The sequence below is a fragment of the Crenothrix sp. genome (assembly GCF_043729335.1).
Lineage (GTDB): Bacteria > Pseudomonadota > Gammaproteobacteria > Methylococcales > Methylomonadaceae > Crenothrix.
Genome location: NZ_JAYTLQ010000018.1, coordinates 25,214 through 40,715, shown reverse-complemented (window position 1 = coordinate 40,715; position 15,502 = coordinate 25,214). Strand labels below are relative to the sequence as shown.

Sequence of the window (15,502 nt, the reverse complement as noted above, 5' to 3'; positions counted from 1 at the left end):
TTATTATTCTCTTTGGCAATGTCCTGCAATAACTGACTGACATTATCATCGGTTGTAAAGGTAATCGTTTGCATGTTATTCACCTTAATTATTTGATAGCTAATTGTTGGGTTACGCTATCGCTAACCCAACCTACGACTGCGTTTCCTGTAGCCAAGTTAGCACATGGTTGTTTGGTTGAGGTTTAGTTAATTCGGAAATAACGCAGGTATCCAACAGATATTTCATAAAAGAATATCCTTTATTTTTCTATAACTTCAATGCCTGCGGGTAAATCAGCACGATTAATATCCACAACATAATCACTAAAACTACGTGCTGGTGTTCCATTTTCATTAGCACGATTAATTGTGATGAGGTCGAATAGTTTGTGTGACGGCGCGTTACCCAATTTGTCTGCATGTTTGAACACAATCAGTTTTTGCGTTGCCATTTCGCCCCGCGCTGCTGAATGGTCATGTTCAAACATTTCGGTAAGCGATTTCCATAAAATTTCTAAATCTTCTTCGGTAAAGCCTGTCTTCTCAGCAAGTGATGCAGAAACAAAACCATGAGCGCGGTATAAGCCGTAGGGGATGATATGTTTGCGTCCCATTGTGCGCTCTTTTTCTACATCCTTTTCGTTGGTAACAGCCATACGGGTTATAGAAATTTCTTGGGGGAAAACAGGATCAATGGAACGTGCAAATGCCATTTGAATCGGGCCTCGTACTGTGCCGGTATTCACTTCCGTACTCATCACTGCACCAAATGTACGAACATCAAAAAAATGGTCACACATAAATTGAGTTAAGGCTTTGGCTTTGTCCGCTTCTTTGGGCAGTTTTTTTTGTTCGTGCTTTAAACCTTGCGCGTCATACGCCAATTTGTTTTGGTTATTTAGCACGGCTTTTTCCTGCATATAAATCGCATAACCTGCATTGTCGCCTTGCGTTAGCTCGACATAATTGCGAATTTTACGTTTTAAACAAACATCGGTCACTAAGCCTTGGTTGGTTTCTGGGTCTAAACGGGGCATATTACCTGCGTCTGGGTCGCCATTGGGGTTGCCGTCTTTAATGTCAAACAGTAAAACAAATTCGTAGCGGTTGCTGAGTGCGGTCATGGTGTTTTTCCTTAAAAAATTAAAAAGTAATTACGCTTGTTAGTCAGTAGGTTGCGCTGAAATATCGGTATCTTCGGCGACTGGATTTTCAATTTCTTCACCCGTTTTCGTTTTGATCTTACGAGTGAAGCGTTGATGATAATAGCCAATCGCAAACCGCCCTTGGTCTTGCAGATTCAAATTTTTAGGGTAGGACGTTTCCATGCCTTCTTTAATTTGCCCGACTTGCCAATCCAAAGAACTAGCTAATTTTTGCCCCGTTATTGTTTTATCTTTACCGTAGGGATAAGAATCTGTTTTTCGGATTTTAGAAAGATGATTCATCATATTACGTTCCAACATCGGAAAAACCAGCGCGGGCGTGGCAGAAGCCGCACCCCAATAACGGTCACGAATCGTGGCTTTAATCTCTTCCCCTAATGCTTTTTTTTGCATCTCTTCAATCACTGCAAACAACCGCCCCATACGGTAAGCGGGATTTTTTTCTTCAATATCTAAACTCATGGGTATCTCCTGAGTGGTTTTCTTATTTAAACGAATTTCGCGGTTAATCACCGCTTTACATAAAGCTACACGGGTGAAACTAACTACGCCATCTAAACGCATCCGTAGTAATACTTGAGATAACAGACTTTGCGGATAAAGTTGTCCTGTAAAAATAGCACGCGCAAGATTGCCCGCTAGTTGTGGTGAAATTTTATCCGCATCGGTTTTTTGTTTGCCGTTGTCGTTATAAATAGGCGCGGTTGCATAAGTGAGCTTCCAAATTTCAGGCAAAGCAGAACCAAACTGCGGTTCAAGGTGTAAATCTTGATAATGTTGCCCAATATGCCGTGCCATTTCATCAAGCGTTGTGGCATACCAAAAGCGAATGGCAAGACGGGCGGCATTGGGCGAAATACCTAAAACATAAAATTTAGTCGCGGGGTTAAGGTCGGGGCGTAATTCTTTAAGAGGAATGCCTTGTGCAACTTGCTGTAATACCGTGGCTAAACTTTGGGTTTCTTGTCCATCGGTAGGGCTGGCGGTTTCTTCGGTATCAGGATTAATCAAATTACCTAAAAAATCTTCTTCGGCTTCTACAGCAGTCTGTTTATTGGCGGATTCTGCCCAAAAAACCGTTATGGCATCACCGATTTTTAAGCGTTGTTTATTATTTTCGCCGCGACGCAATAGATGATTTAGCGCAGTTACATATTTAAAAGCAGCGTCTGTACCAACGCTGGAGTTTTTTCCCTTTTTCAATCCGTAAGATTCAAACGCATCTTTGTTAAATGAAACCAGTAATGCCCCAGAAGATTGCGCGTTATCCACGCCTTTAATAGGATTGTGCAAATCAGCTATTTTTGTCGTTGTTCCCTCAATCAAACATTGTCCGTCTGAAAGCTCACTAAGATATTGCTCAAGTATGCTGTTCCATTGTTTTTTAAATTCGTTACAGGCGTGGACATATTGATTGCCTAAACTATTAACTCTAAAAACAATATTGCTGTCTAAAAAATCTTTTTTATTCCATTCAGCCTCATACTCTTGTTTATGCTCATTCCAAAAGGCGGGGAATTTTTGTAGCACTTGCAAGGCTTTGGAATTTGTTGCATCAAACGCTTGTACGTTTTTCCAAAAGTCCTGATATTTTTCATCTAATTTATTTGGCTTTTCAGAAACGCCTAAAACGTAAGCGGTGTTATCCCAAATATAATTGGCTTTTACGCCTGAGGTTCTGCCTTCTGGATAAACAGGCACAATTAACGGGTTAGGTTGACGAATAGTTTTATTTTTAACTTGTTGAGAAAGGCGTATATCCTCAATCTGATAAATTGAACCATCGTCATTCAACACAATGCAATAACTGATTTTTTCCCAACTCCAACCATAAGCAGGAAGTACATTGTCTTGCTTGGCAAGCCGTTCATAATAATTAACCAACGCGTGAAGAATCATGCCAATACCTCCGAGGGAGCAGGTACGGTGATAATGCCGTTTGTCATGCTGGCACGAAAAAAATGCGGGGTCATGCCGTTTTTAAAATCAATATCCCACAACATCCAGCCTAAATCTTTTTCGCCGTTAAGTTGTTCGGCGCACTTTGGAATATCTGCTTTGTTTTCAATGAGTTCAAAATTAGCCGTAAATTCGCGTGTGCCTAGATACGGCTGATAAAAACATTGTCCGTCTCTGGCTCTGCGCCTAACCATATCAATATGCTTGCCTTCGTTGTCGGATGCTTCGGCGTGTTCTGTGAGTTCAAAATGCGCCTCAATGACATAACAAACGTTTTTTAAAATCACCGAAGCGCGTTGTTGCCGATTATCGCCGTCATCGACATAAAAAATCAGTTCACGCAAATCACCTTTTTTCATCGCTGAAGTCACACTGCTTGGTTTTGTCATACTTGACACTTCATTACGGCGGATATTTTCAAAGCGAATCGGTTGTAAAACATGAATGCGGTCGATAATCCACCGAATCGCAGGTTTCCAATGAATCGCCTCCACAATGCCGCGAGCGGCTGAAGGTGTCATTACATCGTAAGAAACGCGCTCTACTTTCATTTCAGGTCGGGTAAAACAGGCATTATCGCCCCAAACCTTTAAAATAATGCCTTTACTCATACTGTCTCCTGTTTAATTTGTAAATCCACATCACCGATGTTTAGTCGGTGATGACTCTCTTTCTTAAACATTTGTAGTTTCAACCCACACTATCTTTTTTCAGATAGCGACACTCACTAACATGAAGCTAGTGAATATAATGCTGTATTACTTCAAAAATAGTAAAACCAACACTTACAACCCCCATAATGGTTCTTGTCATTTCAGTTTTTGAAATTTGACCAGAAAATGACACATCAAGATAACCATCACTTTTTTCTTCAACTTTGAACAAAACCTGCTTCATGTTTTTCTCGCTCAATTTAAGAAGGCAACATCTTATCACAAAGAAAATCTTCTACAAATGTTTAATAGATTCGCTCTACAAAACGCACTCCTCACCACTCATTAACAACGGATTTGCTTTAAGATTGAAACCGATGTCTTCTTCATACATATTATCGCTTTCCAATACTAGAAATTGGTCGCCAAAGCGTTGTGCCTGCACATATTTCAATGCACCTAATTTGATTAATTGCCCCGCTGAGTGTTGCGGCACAGAAATGGTATAAACCTGTAAGTTTCTTGCTAATTTCCCGACGCTTTCCCATTCAGGCAAGTTTTCCAATTGTTCAATGTAATCAATTGCCAAATGGTCATACGGTACGATGACGGTTTTCATGGTAGTGCTAATCATTTTGAATTTTTGCGCCATCCAATCAAACGGTAAGTTTTGTAATTTGCTGTCTTGAAGTGTTTTTAAAATACCGTGTTTATCTAATTCGCTGTTCTGCCCCATTTCTTTTTGCCAATAAACACGAGAGAAATACTCTTTAATCGCTGATAATCCTAACAAGTCGTCCTTAAATTCAGCTAACTCCATGACTTCTTTCATTTTACTGGCATAGGTTTTTAGTTCATGCGGTGGTTTATGGTCTGTTGCGGTAAAAATCCAAACATGACTGTCTTCTTTTTTATTTTTACTTTCACGATTACAACGCCCTGCCGCTTGTGCAATCGAATCTAAACCTGCGTCAGAACGCATAACACACGGAAAATCGACATCCACGCCTGCTTCAATTAAAGAGGTAGAAATCACTCGACAAGGATTGCCGCGTTTTAATGCAAACCTGATTTTTGCTAATACGTTTTTGCGATGAACCGCACACATATAGGTTGATAAATGAAATGAACCTTCTAATTCAACAATGCCTTGATAAAGCACTTGCGCTTGTCTTCTTGTGTTGACGATACAGAGAATTTGCGCCTCAGTGTGTAAACGTTGAATAATTGCCGCATCATCTAACTCACCGATATGTGACACAGAAACACGCTGAAAATCTTTGTAAAGCTGTTGCGGATTAATACCGTCCTTGCTATCCGATTTGGCTAATTCGCGTACATTTTGAAAACCACCTTTAAAGCCGTCTTCCTTCTCTAGCAAAGCAGGTTGTGTCGCGGTACATAACACTATCGAACAACCATAGTTTTTTGCCAATTCATCAATCGCCGCCATACAAGGGCGTAATAAATCTAAAGGCAAGGTTTGCGCTTCATCTAAAATAATGACGCTATTGGCAATGCGGTGTAATTTACGACAATCGCTAGGACGATTAGAAAATAACGATTCCATAAATTGAACCGCCGTTGTGACAATAATCGGCGCATCCCAATTCTCCATTGCCATGTTGAGCTTGGTTCTGCTGTCAGGATTTTTAATATCAACATCATTAAATGCGCTGTGATGTTCAATGATTGCGTGCTGATAGCTTTCACCAAACTGCTTACGAAAAACATCCGCGTTTTGTTCAATAATACTGGTGAACGGAATCACATAAATAACGCGCCGCTTTTGATAAGTTTCAGCGTGGTCAAGGGCGAATGCCATTGAAGTCAAGGTTTTGCCGCCGCCTGTTGGCACAGTTAAACTGAACAAACCTGCTTCAAGTGTTTTCGCATTGTGTCGCACAGTGGATAAAATGATGCTGCGTTTTTGATTTATATCGCTGTCATTTTGCTGGAAAGCATTGAGTGACTGGTCAAATTGAGTTTTTAATTCCGCAAGACTTGGATATTGTCCTCGTGCTGACAACGGCTTGTTTTCTGCGATTTGGCAAAATTTTTCAGTATCCAAGCGGTCAGCATCTACCAAACAAGAAAAAATCATGCGTGATAAAAAACTAACTTGAAAAAAATTTTTGATTTTTAAAGGTGGGGTGGGTAGTTTTTCAGGCAACAACGGTTCAATTTCAGTTTGCCACGTTGTTTTTAACAAAGGTAAATCGGGCTTTTCAAGCCGTTTTTTTAACTCGTTGAGTTTTTTGTCATCACGATATTCACCATTGGCAAGCCCCGCATGATGCCCTGCTATGGAATAAGCAACAAAATAGCCGCCATCCTTGTATTTCTTCAATGCGATTTTTGCACCATGAGTAGCGTGGTCAACTCGTGGATGCTTGCCTTCAAGTCGCTGTTGAAACTCTACTGTATATTTTCCTAAATCATGTAGCAACCCAGCAACTTTGCCATATTCAGCACAATTAAAAGCCTCAGCGAACCCTCCAGCTAGTTCACCGACATTTACAAGGTGATCTTTCAACAATTGCCAGTCGCTTTTATCGCTTAGTTTTGTCGAGTGTGCGTAAAAAACATTATCGGTTTCTTCATTGTAGACTGGTTGGTTAATCATCAATTACCCGCCTTAGACAGTATTTTGCCGCATAAACGCCCTTTGCCGTATTTACTCAGCGCTTCCCATACCCATTGTGCGCCAGCCGTTGAGTGATCTACTTTTCCTTTTTGTGCTTTGGCATCAACATAATCTGCGTTATCAGCGTCAAACAACCCCGTGCCAGACTTAATGTAATCCTGAAAAGACTTACTGTATTTGCCAAAATCATGTAGCAGCCCAATCAATTCACCTGCTTCAGGTACGTTAATTTTTACAGCGAGTGATTTGGTAATTTCAGCAACTTCTAATAAATGTTCAGATACTGTTTGTTCACTTTTATCTAAAGACCGAACATGGGCTATGTAACTTGTGTTTGAGTGGGTTGTTGTCATTAATGAGGGGCAATGAAGGGCTAGTGTGATTAATTGATGTTGAAGCAAAGAGAGATAGTGGCTGATGGGCAAAAATGGGGTTTCTAATCTCGCTAGCCCCCGCCTATCCCTTTTCCGTAAAATATTTTTTCTTATCCACTTAAAAGTCGCCCAGTCTGCACGATAGACACGGCAACTTTTGATAAAGGCTCTCCCTTACCTTAAAGATGGTTACTATAATTTCATATTTATTTTACAATTTCAATTATTTTTATTTATTAATTTATATTATTGATATATTGGCTTATTTTACTTATTAAATTCGGGTTTTTGTAAAAAAATAAGACACTATCGAAGCAATAGCGTAGCTCAACCTAAAAATCATCAATCCGGCCGTCCGTAAGGATCGGTTTCGGACAAAAAAAGGGTGCGGGAGGGGCTCTGAAAATGATTTGTTTTTGAAAGGGGGATTAACTGGGACAGATTTTCATTTATGAAGAAAAATGAAGTTTACAGAAAGTTTGTATGATGAGGGTACACACCCTCGAAAGTGAAGCCCGTCTGATTTCGTTGCTGCCCAAATTTGGTCTACGTACATTATAGATGCCAAGCACCTGACAATTATTCGACACTATAGATTTGAGAGCATCACAACTGCCGACAACTTATTTGCCAAAGTAGCTGATACACTGAGATTTAAAGTCGATGTGCTTGCTTGATTACGACAATCTAACCCTAGGATCAACCAGCGTATAAGAAATATCAGTCAACAACAGCCCAATCACATACAACACCGACCCCAAAAATACCATTGCCCGCACAATAGCAAAATCCTGGCTAGTAATGGCATCAATGGTGTAACTGCCTAAGCCTGGAATACTGAAAAAAGATTCCATAATCAAGCTACCCATAAACAAGGTGGGTAATACCACCACCACGCCGGTTAATATAGGAATCATGGTGTTTTTTAAAACGTGGCGAAACAATGTTTGCGTTTCGGTTAAGCCTTTGGCGCGTGCGGTGCGGACATAATCTTTACCGACTTCTTCCAAAAATAACGTTCTATACCATCTCACGCCCGATCCTATGCCAGAAAATGCACCAATCAACACCGGTAAAATTAAAAATTTAATAGCCGAAAAGCCATCATCATAACCAGAAATGGGCACCAAACGCAGTAATTTGGAGATAACAAACTGTCCACCTATAATGTAAAACAGCGATGAAATCGACATTAACATCACACACAACACCGTACCCACCCGATCTAAATAACTCTGGCGAAACAAGATCATTAACAGCGCAAAGGTGATATCCACCAGCAAACCCACGCACAACGTAGGCAAAGCCACCGCAAGACTGGGCAATGCGCGTTCTTTAATATCCGCACCAATATTTCTACCGCTGTCAGAAGCGCCAAAGCGAAATAAAAACAAGCCTACCGATTTTTGATAAAAAATAGTCTCGGTAAGCTTTTTCTCAGCCGCGACCTCAGAATTCCATAATAAAGGCAGATTATAGCCATGTTGCTGCTTCCAATTTTCAACGGCTTGCTCGGTCACGTTTTTTTGCCCCAATTGCATACGCGCCATATCATTGGGGCTGTTAACGATAAAAAACAGCACAAACGTTAAGATGTTGATGCCAATCAACAACGGGATGGCATACAGCAATCGGCGCAGGATGTAATTAATCATTGCAAAGGCTCTCTGGTGTAACGGCGACAAGCGTAAATGGCCGGAATGAGCATCAGGACAAACAGGACTGCGCCCAATACTAATGGCCAAAAAATGGGTTGATTCCAATCCTGTCTTTTTTGGCTTCGGGCGACACTGTCTATGCGCAGATATTTCAGCTCATTATTAGCCATAGAATTAGCCTTTAAATTTTGATACCAGCTGTGAAACAGTGAAAACCTCTTGGGATGGAAACCAAATGCTAACGGCGCATCGTGGCGAAGGATTTCCTGCATTTGCTGAATAATCTGGTAGCGTTGTGGGCTATTGTCCATATTTCGCATAGTTTCAAATAACTTATCAAACGTCGGATTTTGATAATTAACGGCATTTTCACCGCCGTATTTTACCTTGCCGTTACCGCCATACAGCAAAAAAAAGAAATTTTCCGGATCGGGATAATCGGCATTCCAGCCCCAGGTAAAAATTTGTGCATTGCCTGCGCGTATCTTTTCTTGAAAACGGTTGTAATCAGTCGCTCGGATAATAAATTTAATACCCAATTTTTCCAGCTGTTTACGATACCAGGTTGAACGTGGACGGTCATCAATACTGGCTAATCCGGTATCAAAATACAAAATCAGCGGCTCTTTAGTTTTAGGGTCAATGCCATTGGCATAGCCGGCTTCTAGCATTAATTGCTTAGCCACATCGATAGATTTGTGCTGCAATTTACCATCCTTCCAATCATACAGATAAGGATTGTGGCTGTGTTTGCTTTCATCGTAACCGTAAATGCCTGGCGGTAAAAAACCTTGTGCAGGCAAACCACGGCCATTCATAAAAATAGCGATATACTCGTCGTAATCAACAGCAATGGTAATTGCTTGGCGTAATTTTCTAGCTTGTTCGCTATTGCCGCCAACCGTCGCATCCAGCATGTTAAAGCCCATGTAGGAAATTGAGGTTTCCACCGTAGTTTGTAATTTAATGCCTTTTTCTAACATAGACGGTGTTAAAGCCACGCCGCCACTGCCGGTAAATTGTATGGCCTGGTCAAAACTATCTGAGGCAATGCCAGAGGCATCAAAATAGCCTTGTAGAAATTTAGTCCAATACGGGATGGTTTCTTTTTCCAGCATATAAACCACTTTATCAATAAACGGCAGCGGTTTTCCAGCATCGGCCAGCAAGCCTTTTTGCTGATCTTCGCTTTCGCCTTCAGTTGGATAAGTTTCGAGGTGATAGTTGGGGTTTTTAAGCAGAATCATGCGCCGATTCGGATTGTTTTCGGCCAATAAATAAGCGCCGCTGCCGATAGGAAACCAGTCCAGACTGATATTTTTTTCTGCAAGCCCTGGCTGATTGTAAAACACATCAGCTTCCCACGGCATGGGGGAAAAAAACGGCATCGCCAACCAGAAAATAAACTGCGGGTATTTGCCTTTAATTCTAACTCTGTATTGATAAGGATTAATGACAGTTACGCCCGACATGGGAATGTCTTTAATGGCATTTTTAGGCTGATTGCTCACTTGCTTGGAAAAATCATCAAAACCGACGATGTAATTTTTCATGATCTCGGCAATCGGCGATTGTACTTTAGGGTGCGCCAGCCGTTTAATCTGATAAACGTAATCATCAGCGATAAGTTCACGCGTGCCGGTGTTTTTAAAATCCTTTAAGGTATTTGAAGCGGCGATTTGTTCGGCAGTTAAATGGTGATACTGATAAGTGTCTTTATCAGTTTTCGCTAAAGCCGGATGCGGCTGGTAACGGATACCTTTTTGTAGTTCAATGACATAATCGGTAAATGCAATCTCGCTATCTTTAGCAGTTTTGTCCAGTAACTCACCTTTCGCGTTGAGATAGCGAATCTCCGGCATTTTACTGGCGGCCAGCGGCACCAGCTCATAAGGCCTTTTTAAATAATGATATTGAAACGGCGGTTCATAAATCTGTGCAATAAACGCGTATTCATTAGATGTATAAGAGACAGCAGGATCCAGGTGCTTAGGGCGCTCATCAAACGATTGATATAACACCGATTGCGTGCCTTCATCCTCGCTATAAGGATTATTGAGCTGCGAGAATGTGCATGGAGCATAGAAAAAAATGATGGGTAGCAATAGAGCTTTGCAATAGTGCATAAAAACCAAAGGCCAAATAACACATAGATTAAGCGAAATGACGCTAGGTTCGCTACTATAATCAATGCAAATCCGGTGCGACTTAAGATTTACCTGGCTTTGCATCTGCAAAATAACCTATTACGCGTGGCTTACACTATTTTTTGTCCAATAGGGATCACAAATTAAAATACCAGCAAATTGCGAAGGAATTGGCATAATATGCACGGCCAAAAGAAAACCCCAAGACCAAAACATCAGCTACTTGGGGCTTTAGAATAAGTCAGCCTATAAACAAGGGGAAATTAAGCTGACTAAACGCTGTTTTACAGCGTTCAGAAAATTGGAAAAGAAGTGATGACGAAAGTTCCAAAATGACGGACTTTTATTTTATACTAAAAATTGAACACTGTTAATTTTTAGGCTTCAACCGGTAAATAACAATGATTTGACCAATGGATTGAATAAGCTCAGCACCGGTATCCTGGCATATTTTCTCGCTAAGCGTCTTGCGCTCTTCGCGTTCTGCGCGTATCCTGATCTTTATAAGCTCATGGCTATTAAGTGCTAGTTCAATTTCTGCTAGCACAGCACCCGTAAGCCCAGCCTGACCAATCATAACAACTGGATTTAGCGTGTGTGCTTGCGCTTTGAATTTTTTCCTGTCTATAGCCTGCATTCTTTATTTCTCGGAACTCAAAATTTCATTTTACAACAGAATTACTTTTTATGGCGCACAGTAAAAGTAGCAATCGATGGCTACAAGAACATGCTCAAGACGAATATGTTAAGTTAGCTCAGGTACTTGGCTACCGCTCGCGTGCCGTATTTAAGCTTAAAGAAATCCACGAGAAAGATAATATCCTTAAGCCTGGCATAAATATCGTCGACTTAGGAGCAGCACCCGGGGGCTGGTCACAGTTTGCAAAACCGCTGCTTAACAATAAAAACAAACTAATTGCGTTGGATATTTTGCCCATGGAGCCGATAGATGGCGTTGACTTTATTCAAGGTGACTTCCGTGAAGAGCAGGTCTTTAACCAATTACTGGCAACGCTTGATGGCGCAACAGTCGATTTGGTAATGTCGGATATGGCACCCAACATGAGCGGTAATAAAGCAGTTGATCAGCCGAGCGCTATGTATTTAGGGGAACTGGCGCTTGATACAGCAAAAGCGGTATTAACTAAAAATGGAACTTTCCTGGTAAAAGTTTTCCAAGGGGAAGGCTTTGAGGCTTTTCATCAAGAGGTTAAAAAACTTTTTTCGGTCGTGCACATTAGAAAACCAAAAGCATCAAGACCGCGCAGTAATGAAGTTTATATTTTAGCCAAAGGCTTTAAATATCCTGCTTGAGTCCCTATATTTCAGTGTTGTTATAAGGTCTTTTATAAATTACCAATGGAGCCAAAATACCAGGTGCCTTGATAGATAAATAACGACAGTCAGGCAGTTAAGTCCTGATATAATCATTCAGTCTTTTAAAATATGAACCATAACAGGTTCGGGGCGTGTAAATTGAACGATACGACAAAGAATATAATCTTATGGGTCGTCATTGCTATTGTGTTGATGTCTATTTTTAATAATTTTGCCCCTCAGAATGAGCGAGGCGATGCACCATTATCTTATTCGCAGTTTATTCATGCGGTAAAAGCTGGGCAAGTCCAGCAAGTCATCATTGACGAACATGTCATTAAAGGCAGAATGCAGGGCGGACAAAACTTTAGAACCTATGCCCCATCAGATACGCATTTGGTTGATGATTTACTGGCAAATAATGTCGAAATTAAAGCCGTTCCACCTGAACAGCCTTCATTAATCATGCAGTTACTGGTGTCCTTTGGCCCCATGCTGTTGCTTATTGGCGTCTGGGTGTTTTTTATGCGTCAAATGCAAGGTGGCGGTGCCGGTGGCCGCAGCGCCATGAATTTTGGCAAAAGTAAAGCCCGCATGCTGGAAGAAGACCAAATCAAAGTCACTTTTGCTGACGTTGCAGGTTGCGACGAAGCTAAAGAAGAAGTCGTTGAAATGGTCGATTTTCTAAAAGATCCCGCCAAATACCAACGACTGGGCGGTAAAATTCCACGTGGCGCGTTAATGATTGGCCCTCCAGGTACGGGTAAAACCTTGCTGGCCCGTGCTATTGCCGGTGAAGCTAAAGTCCCTTTTTTCACTATTTCCGGTTCTGATTTTGTGGAAATGTTCGTGGGTGTCGGTGCATCACGTGTACGCGACATGTTTGAGCAAGCTAAAAAACACGCACCGTGTATTATTTTCATTGACGAAATTGATGCCGTCGGTCGCCAACGTGGCGCAGGCCTTGGTGGCGGTAATGATGAGCGTGAACAAACCTTAAACCAGCTATTGGTTGAGATGGATGGTTTTGATGGCAATGAAGGCATTATTGTCATTGCTGCTACCAACCGAGCCGATGTATTAGACAAGGCGTTGTTGCGTCCAGGTCGATTTGATCGTCAAGTTGTCGTTGGATTGCCTGACGTTAGAGGCCGCGAGCAAATTCTGAAGGTACATTTGAAAAAAGTCCCTGCCTCGGATGATGTCATCGTTAAATATATTGCTCAGGGTACACCGGGTTTTTCAGGTGCTGATTTAGCTAACTTGATCAATGAAGCGGCATTGTTTGCGGCCAGAATGAACAAGCGCATGATTAACATGAACGATTTGGAAAAAGCCAAGGACAAACTGATTATGGGTGTCGAACGCCACTCGATGGTCATGAATGAAAAAGAAAAGAAAATGACTGCCTACCATGAAGCCGGACACGCTATCGTCGGCAAATTGGTACCCGAACATGATCCTGTATACAAAGTCAGCATTATGCCGCGTGGCCGGGCATTAGGCGTTACCATGTTCTTGCCTGAGCGCGATCAGTACAGTGCCAGCAAACAGAAACTGGACAGCATGATTTCAAGCCTGTACGGTGGCCGTATTGCGGAAGAAATGGTCTTTGGTTGGGAACAAGTCAGCACAGGCGCTTCTAATGACATTGAACGCGCCACTGAATTAGCCCGGAACATGGTCACTAAATGGGGCTTGTCGCAACGTTTAGGGCCTTTGGCCTACAGCGAAGAAGAAGGTGAAGTATTCCTGGGTCGTTCGGTAACGCAGCATAAAACAGTTGCCGAAGAAACCTCGCATACCATTGATGAGGAAATTCGCTCCTTTATTGATCGTAACTATGAACGCGCCGAAAAACTACTCCGCGAAAACATTGATATTCTTCATTCAATGGCAGAGGCGTTAATCAAATATGAAACCATCGATAAATATCAAATCGATGATTTAATGGCACGTATACCGGTTAGAGATCCACAAGGCTGGGATGATACCCCTTCGCCTCATGGCGGTGTTAAAACAGATGAATCCAAGGATAAAGCACCTGAAAAATCCATTGGTGAGACTGCTAGACAAAACTAGTTCTTAGTAGTTTCACTATTAAAAAAGGGGAGATCATATCTCTCCTTTTTTTTGAATCAATTAAAGTTAAATCTAAAATATCTAAAATATCTAAAATAGAGATCATGGTCAGTGATATTGCATAACAGGGATTAAAATCATGACAAAAAAATATTTCGGAACTGATGGCATCCGCGGAAAAGTAGGCGAACCGCCCATTACAGCAGATTTTTTATTAAAACTCGGCTGGGCTGCGGGGCGCGTATTTGCCAACAAAGGCGACAATTTCGTGCTGGTAGGCAAAGACACGCGTATTTCTGGCTATATGTTTGAATCAGCACTGGAAGCCGGTTTAACCGCTGCCGGCATGGGTACGCACCTACTTGGGCCTATGCCTACCCCAGGAATTGCTTATTTGACAAGAACACTCAGAGCACAGGCTGGCATTGTCATCAGTGCCTCTCACAATCCCTATTATGATAACGGCATTAAGTTTTTTTCAAAGCAGGGTACAAAGCTCCCGGATGAAATAGAACACGAAATAGAATATTATCTCGATTCGCCCATTACTACGGTAGAGTCCTCAAAACTGGGCAAAGCCAGGCGTTTGTCAGATGCGGCTGGCCGCTACATCGAATTTTGTAAAGCCAGCGTCCCTGCGACAATAGACTTCTTCGGCATGAAACTGGTAGTCGATTGTGCTCACGGCGCAACTTACCATATCGCCCCGCATGTTTTTAGCGAAGTGGGCGCAGAAGTCATTACTATTGGCGCTGAACCTAATGGCATCAACATCAATGATAACTGCGGGGCAACCCAGCCAAAGCTGTTGGCTGCCACCGTGCTGGCCCATAAAGCAGATTTGGGTATCGCGCTGGATGGTGATGGCGACCGGTTAATCATGGTCGATCACAAGGGCGAAATCGTTGATGGCGATGAACTGATTTATATTATTGCCAAAGCAAAAGTCGATGCTGGCCAGATGACAGGCCCGGTAGTCGGTACCTTGATGACTAATCTAGGCATGCAACATGCCTTACAAAAACTAGATATTGAACTCATCAGGGCAAAAGTCGGTGACCGCTACGTTATGCAGTTGTTAGAGGAACATAAGGGTATTTTAGGAGGCGAAAACTCAGGACATATTATTTGTCTCGATAAAACGACAACCGGTGACGGCATTATTGCCGCGCTGCAAGTGATGGCTGAAATCCAAAACAGTGGTAAATCTCTGCATGAATTAAAATCGGGCATGCAAAAATATCCACAAATTCTAATTAATGTCAAAACCAAATCCACTATTAATCTGGATACCCATGAAGGCATTCAAACGGCAGTAAAGGCCGTTGAAAAAAAGCTTGGAAAGGAAGGTAGAGTGTTATTAAGGTCATCGGGCACTGAGCCATTAATTCGAGTAATGATAGAAGGACAGGACGAAGTAGCGGTCACAAATTATGCACATCACTTGGCTGATAAAGTCAAAGAGGCAATAGGTGCTTGAATTTATAACCGTTAACTTATATCATACTCGGATTTATT

12 protein-coding genes are annotated in these 15,502 nt (G+C 41.8%); 3 read left to right on the top strand and 9 right to left on the bottom strand.

Annotated features, from left to right (window positions below):
• Positions 1-241: 241 nt before the first annotated feature.
• The 9 genes from cas7c to yhbY all read right to left on the bottom strand — a co-directional run bounded on the left by cas7c (position 242) and on the right by yhbY (position 11,222).
• Positions 242-1,105 (bottom strand): type I-C CRISPR-associated protein Cas7/Csd2, encoded by an 864-nt coding sequence (cas7c, locus tag ACHZC4_RS04745; protein ID WP_394752673.1) that lies wholly within the window; start codon positions 1,103-1,105, stop codon positions 242-244.
• A 39-nt stretch (positions 1,106-1,144) separates the two neighbouring features.
• Positions 1,145-3,046: a type I-C CRISPR-associated protein Cas8c/Csd1 gene (gene cas8c, locus ACHZC4_RS04740; protein ID WP_394752672.1), complete on the bottom strand. Its 1,902-nt coding sequence runs from the start codon at positions 3,044-3,046 to the stop codon at positions 1,145-1,147.
• Positions 3,043-3,717 (bottom strand): type I-C CRISPR-associated protein Cas5c, encoded by a 675-nt coding sequence (gene cas5c / locus ACHZC4_RS04735; protein ID WP_394752671.1) that lies wholly within the window; start codon positions 3,715-3,717, stop codon positions 3,043-3,045. The genes cas8c and cas5c overlap by 4 nt, the downstream gene beginning before the upstream one ends.
• Positions 3,718-3,844: 127 nt before the next feature.
• Positions 3,845-4,003 (bottom strand): hypothetical protein, encoded by a 159-nt coding sequence (locus ACHZC4_RS04730; RefSeq protein ID WP_394752670.1) that lies wholly within the window; start codon positions 4,001-4,003, stop codon positions 3,845-3,847.
• Positions 4,004-4,078: 75 nt separating this feature from the next.
• Positions 4,079-6,385, bottom strand: coding sequence for a CRISPR-associated helicase Cas3' (gene cas3 / locus ACHZC4_RS04725; protein ID WP_394752669.1), 2,307 nt, complete (start codon positions 6,383-6,385; stop codon positions 4,079-4,081).
• Positions 6,385-6,759 (bottom strand): CRISPR-associated endonuclease Cas3'', encoded by a 375-nt coding sequence (locus tag ACHZC4_RS04720; protein WP_394752668.1) that lies wholly within the window; start codon positions 6,757-6,759, stop codon positions 6,385-6,387. The genes cas3 and ACHZC4_RS04720 overlap by 1 nt, the downstream gene beginning before the upstream one ends.
• Positions 6,760-7,457: 698 nt before the next feature.
• Positions 7,458-8,435 carry an ABC transporter permease gene (locus ACHZC4_RS04715; RefSeq protein WP_394752667.1) on the bottom strand — a complete coding sequence of 326 codons (978 nt, stop codon included), beginning with the start codon at positions 8,433-8,435 and terminating at the stop codon, positions 7,458-7,460.
• On the bottom strand, positions 8,432-10,564 hold the full coding sequence (locus ACHZC4_RS04710) for an ABC transporter substrate-binding protein (protein ID WP_394752666.1): 2,133 nt from the start codon (positions 10,562-10,564) through the stop codon (positions 8,432-8,434). Before ACHZC4_RS04710 ends, ACHZC4_RS04715 begins: the two co-directional genes overlap by 4 nt.
• A 391-nt stretch (positions 10,565-10,955) precedes the next feature.
• Positions 10,956-11,222 (bottom strand): ribosome assembly RNA-binding protein YhbY, encoded by a 267-nt coding sequence (gene yhbY, locus ACHZC4_RS04705; RefSeq protein ID WP_394752665.1) that lies wholly within the window; start codon positions 11,220-11,222, stop codon positions 10,956-10,958.
• A gap of 50 nt (positions 11,223-11,272) precedes the next feature.
• Here yhbY and rlmE point away from each other — a divergent pair, with 50 nt between their 5' ends.
• The 3 genes from rlmE (at position 11,273) to glmM (ending at position 15,464) form a co-directional block, all read left to right on the top strand.
• On the top strand, positions 11,273-11,899 hold the full coding sequence (gene rlmE, locus ACHZC4_RS04700; RefSeq protein WP_394752664.1) for a 23S rRNA (uridine(2552)-2'-O)-methyltransferase RlmE: 627 nt from the start codon (positions 11,273-11,275) through the stop codon (positions 11,897-11,899).
• A 132-nt stretch (positions 11,900-12,031) separates the two neighbouring features.
• Complete coding sequence (ftsH, locus tag ACHZC4_RS04695) at positions 12,032-13,984, top strand: ATP-dependent zinc metalloprotease FtsH (protein ID WP_394752663.1); 1,953 nt, start codon at positions 12,032-12,034, stop codon at positions 13,982-13,984.
• Between the two features lie 139 nt (positions 13,985-14,123).
• Positions 14,124-15,464 (top strand): phosphoglucosamine mutase, encoded by a 1,341-nt coding sequence (glmM, locus tag ACHZC4_RS04690; protein ID WP_394752662.1) that lies wholly within the window; start codon positions 14,124-14,126, stop codon positions 15,462-15,464.
• Positions 15,465-15,502 lie beyond the last annotated feature (38 nt).

Excerpts from the sequence above, each read along its gene's own strand:
- ACHZC4_RS04720 (WP_394752668.1), bottom strand. The coding sequence starts at position 6,759 with ATGACAACAACCCACTCAAACACAAGTTACATAGCCCATGTTCGGTCT.
- cas3 (WP_394752669.1), bottom strand. The coding sequence starts at position 6,385 with ATGATTAACCAACCAGTCTACAATGAAGAAACCGATAATGTTTTTTAC.
- ACHZC4_RS04715 (WP_394752667.1), bottom strand. The coding sequence starts at position 8,435 with ATGATTAATTACATCCTGCGCCGATTGCTGTATGCCATCCCGTTGTTG.
- glmM (WP_394752662.1), top strand. The coding sequence starts at position 14,124 with ATGACAAAAAAATATTTCGGAACTGATGGCATCCGCGGAAAAGTAGGC.
- ACHZC4_RS04710 (WP_394752666.1), bottom strand. The coding sequence starts at position 10,564 with ATGCACTATTGCAAAGCTCTATTGCTACCCATCATTTTTTTCTATGCT.
- yhbY (WP_394752665.1), bottom strand. The coding sequence starts at position 11,222 with ATGCAGGCTATAGACAGGAAAAAATTCAAAGCGCAAGCACACACGCTA.
- rlmE (WP_394752664.1), top strand. The coding sequence starts at position 11,273 with ATGGCGCACAGTAAAAGTAGCAATCGATGGCTACAAGAACATGCTCAA.
- cas7c (WP_394752673.1), bottom strand. The coding sequence starts at position 1,105 with ATGACCGCACTCAGCAACCGCTACGAATTTGTTTTACTGTTTGACATT.
- cas5c (WP_394752671.1), bottom strand. The coding sequence starts at position 3,717 with ATGAGTAAAGGCATTATTTTAAAGGTTTGGGGCGATAATGCCTGTTTT.
- ACHZC4_RS04730 (WP_394752670.1), bottom strand. The coding sequence starts at position 4,003 with ATGAAGCAGGTTTTGTTCAAAGTTGAAGAAAAAAGTGATGGTTATCTT.
- cas8c (WP_394752672.1), bottom strand. The coding sequence starts at position 3,046 with ATGATTCTTCACGCGTTGGTTAATTATTATGAACGGCTTGCCAAGCAA.
- ftsH (WP_394752663.1), top strand. The coding sequence starts at position 12,032 with ATGAACCATAACAGGTTCGGGGCGTGTAAATTGAACGATACGACAAAG.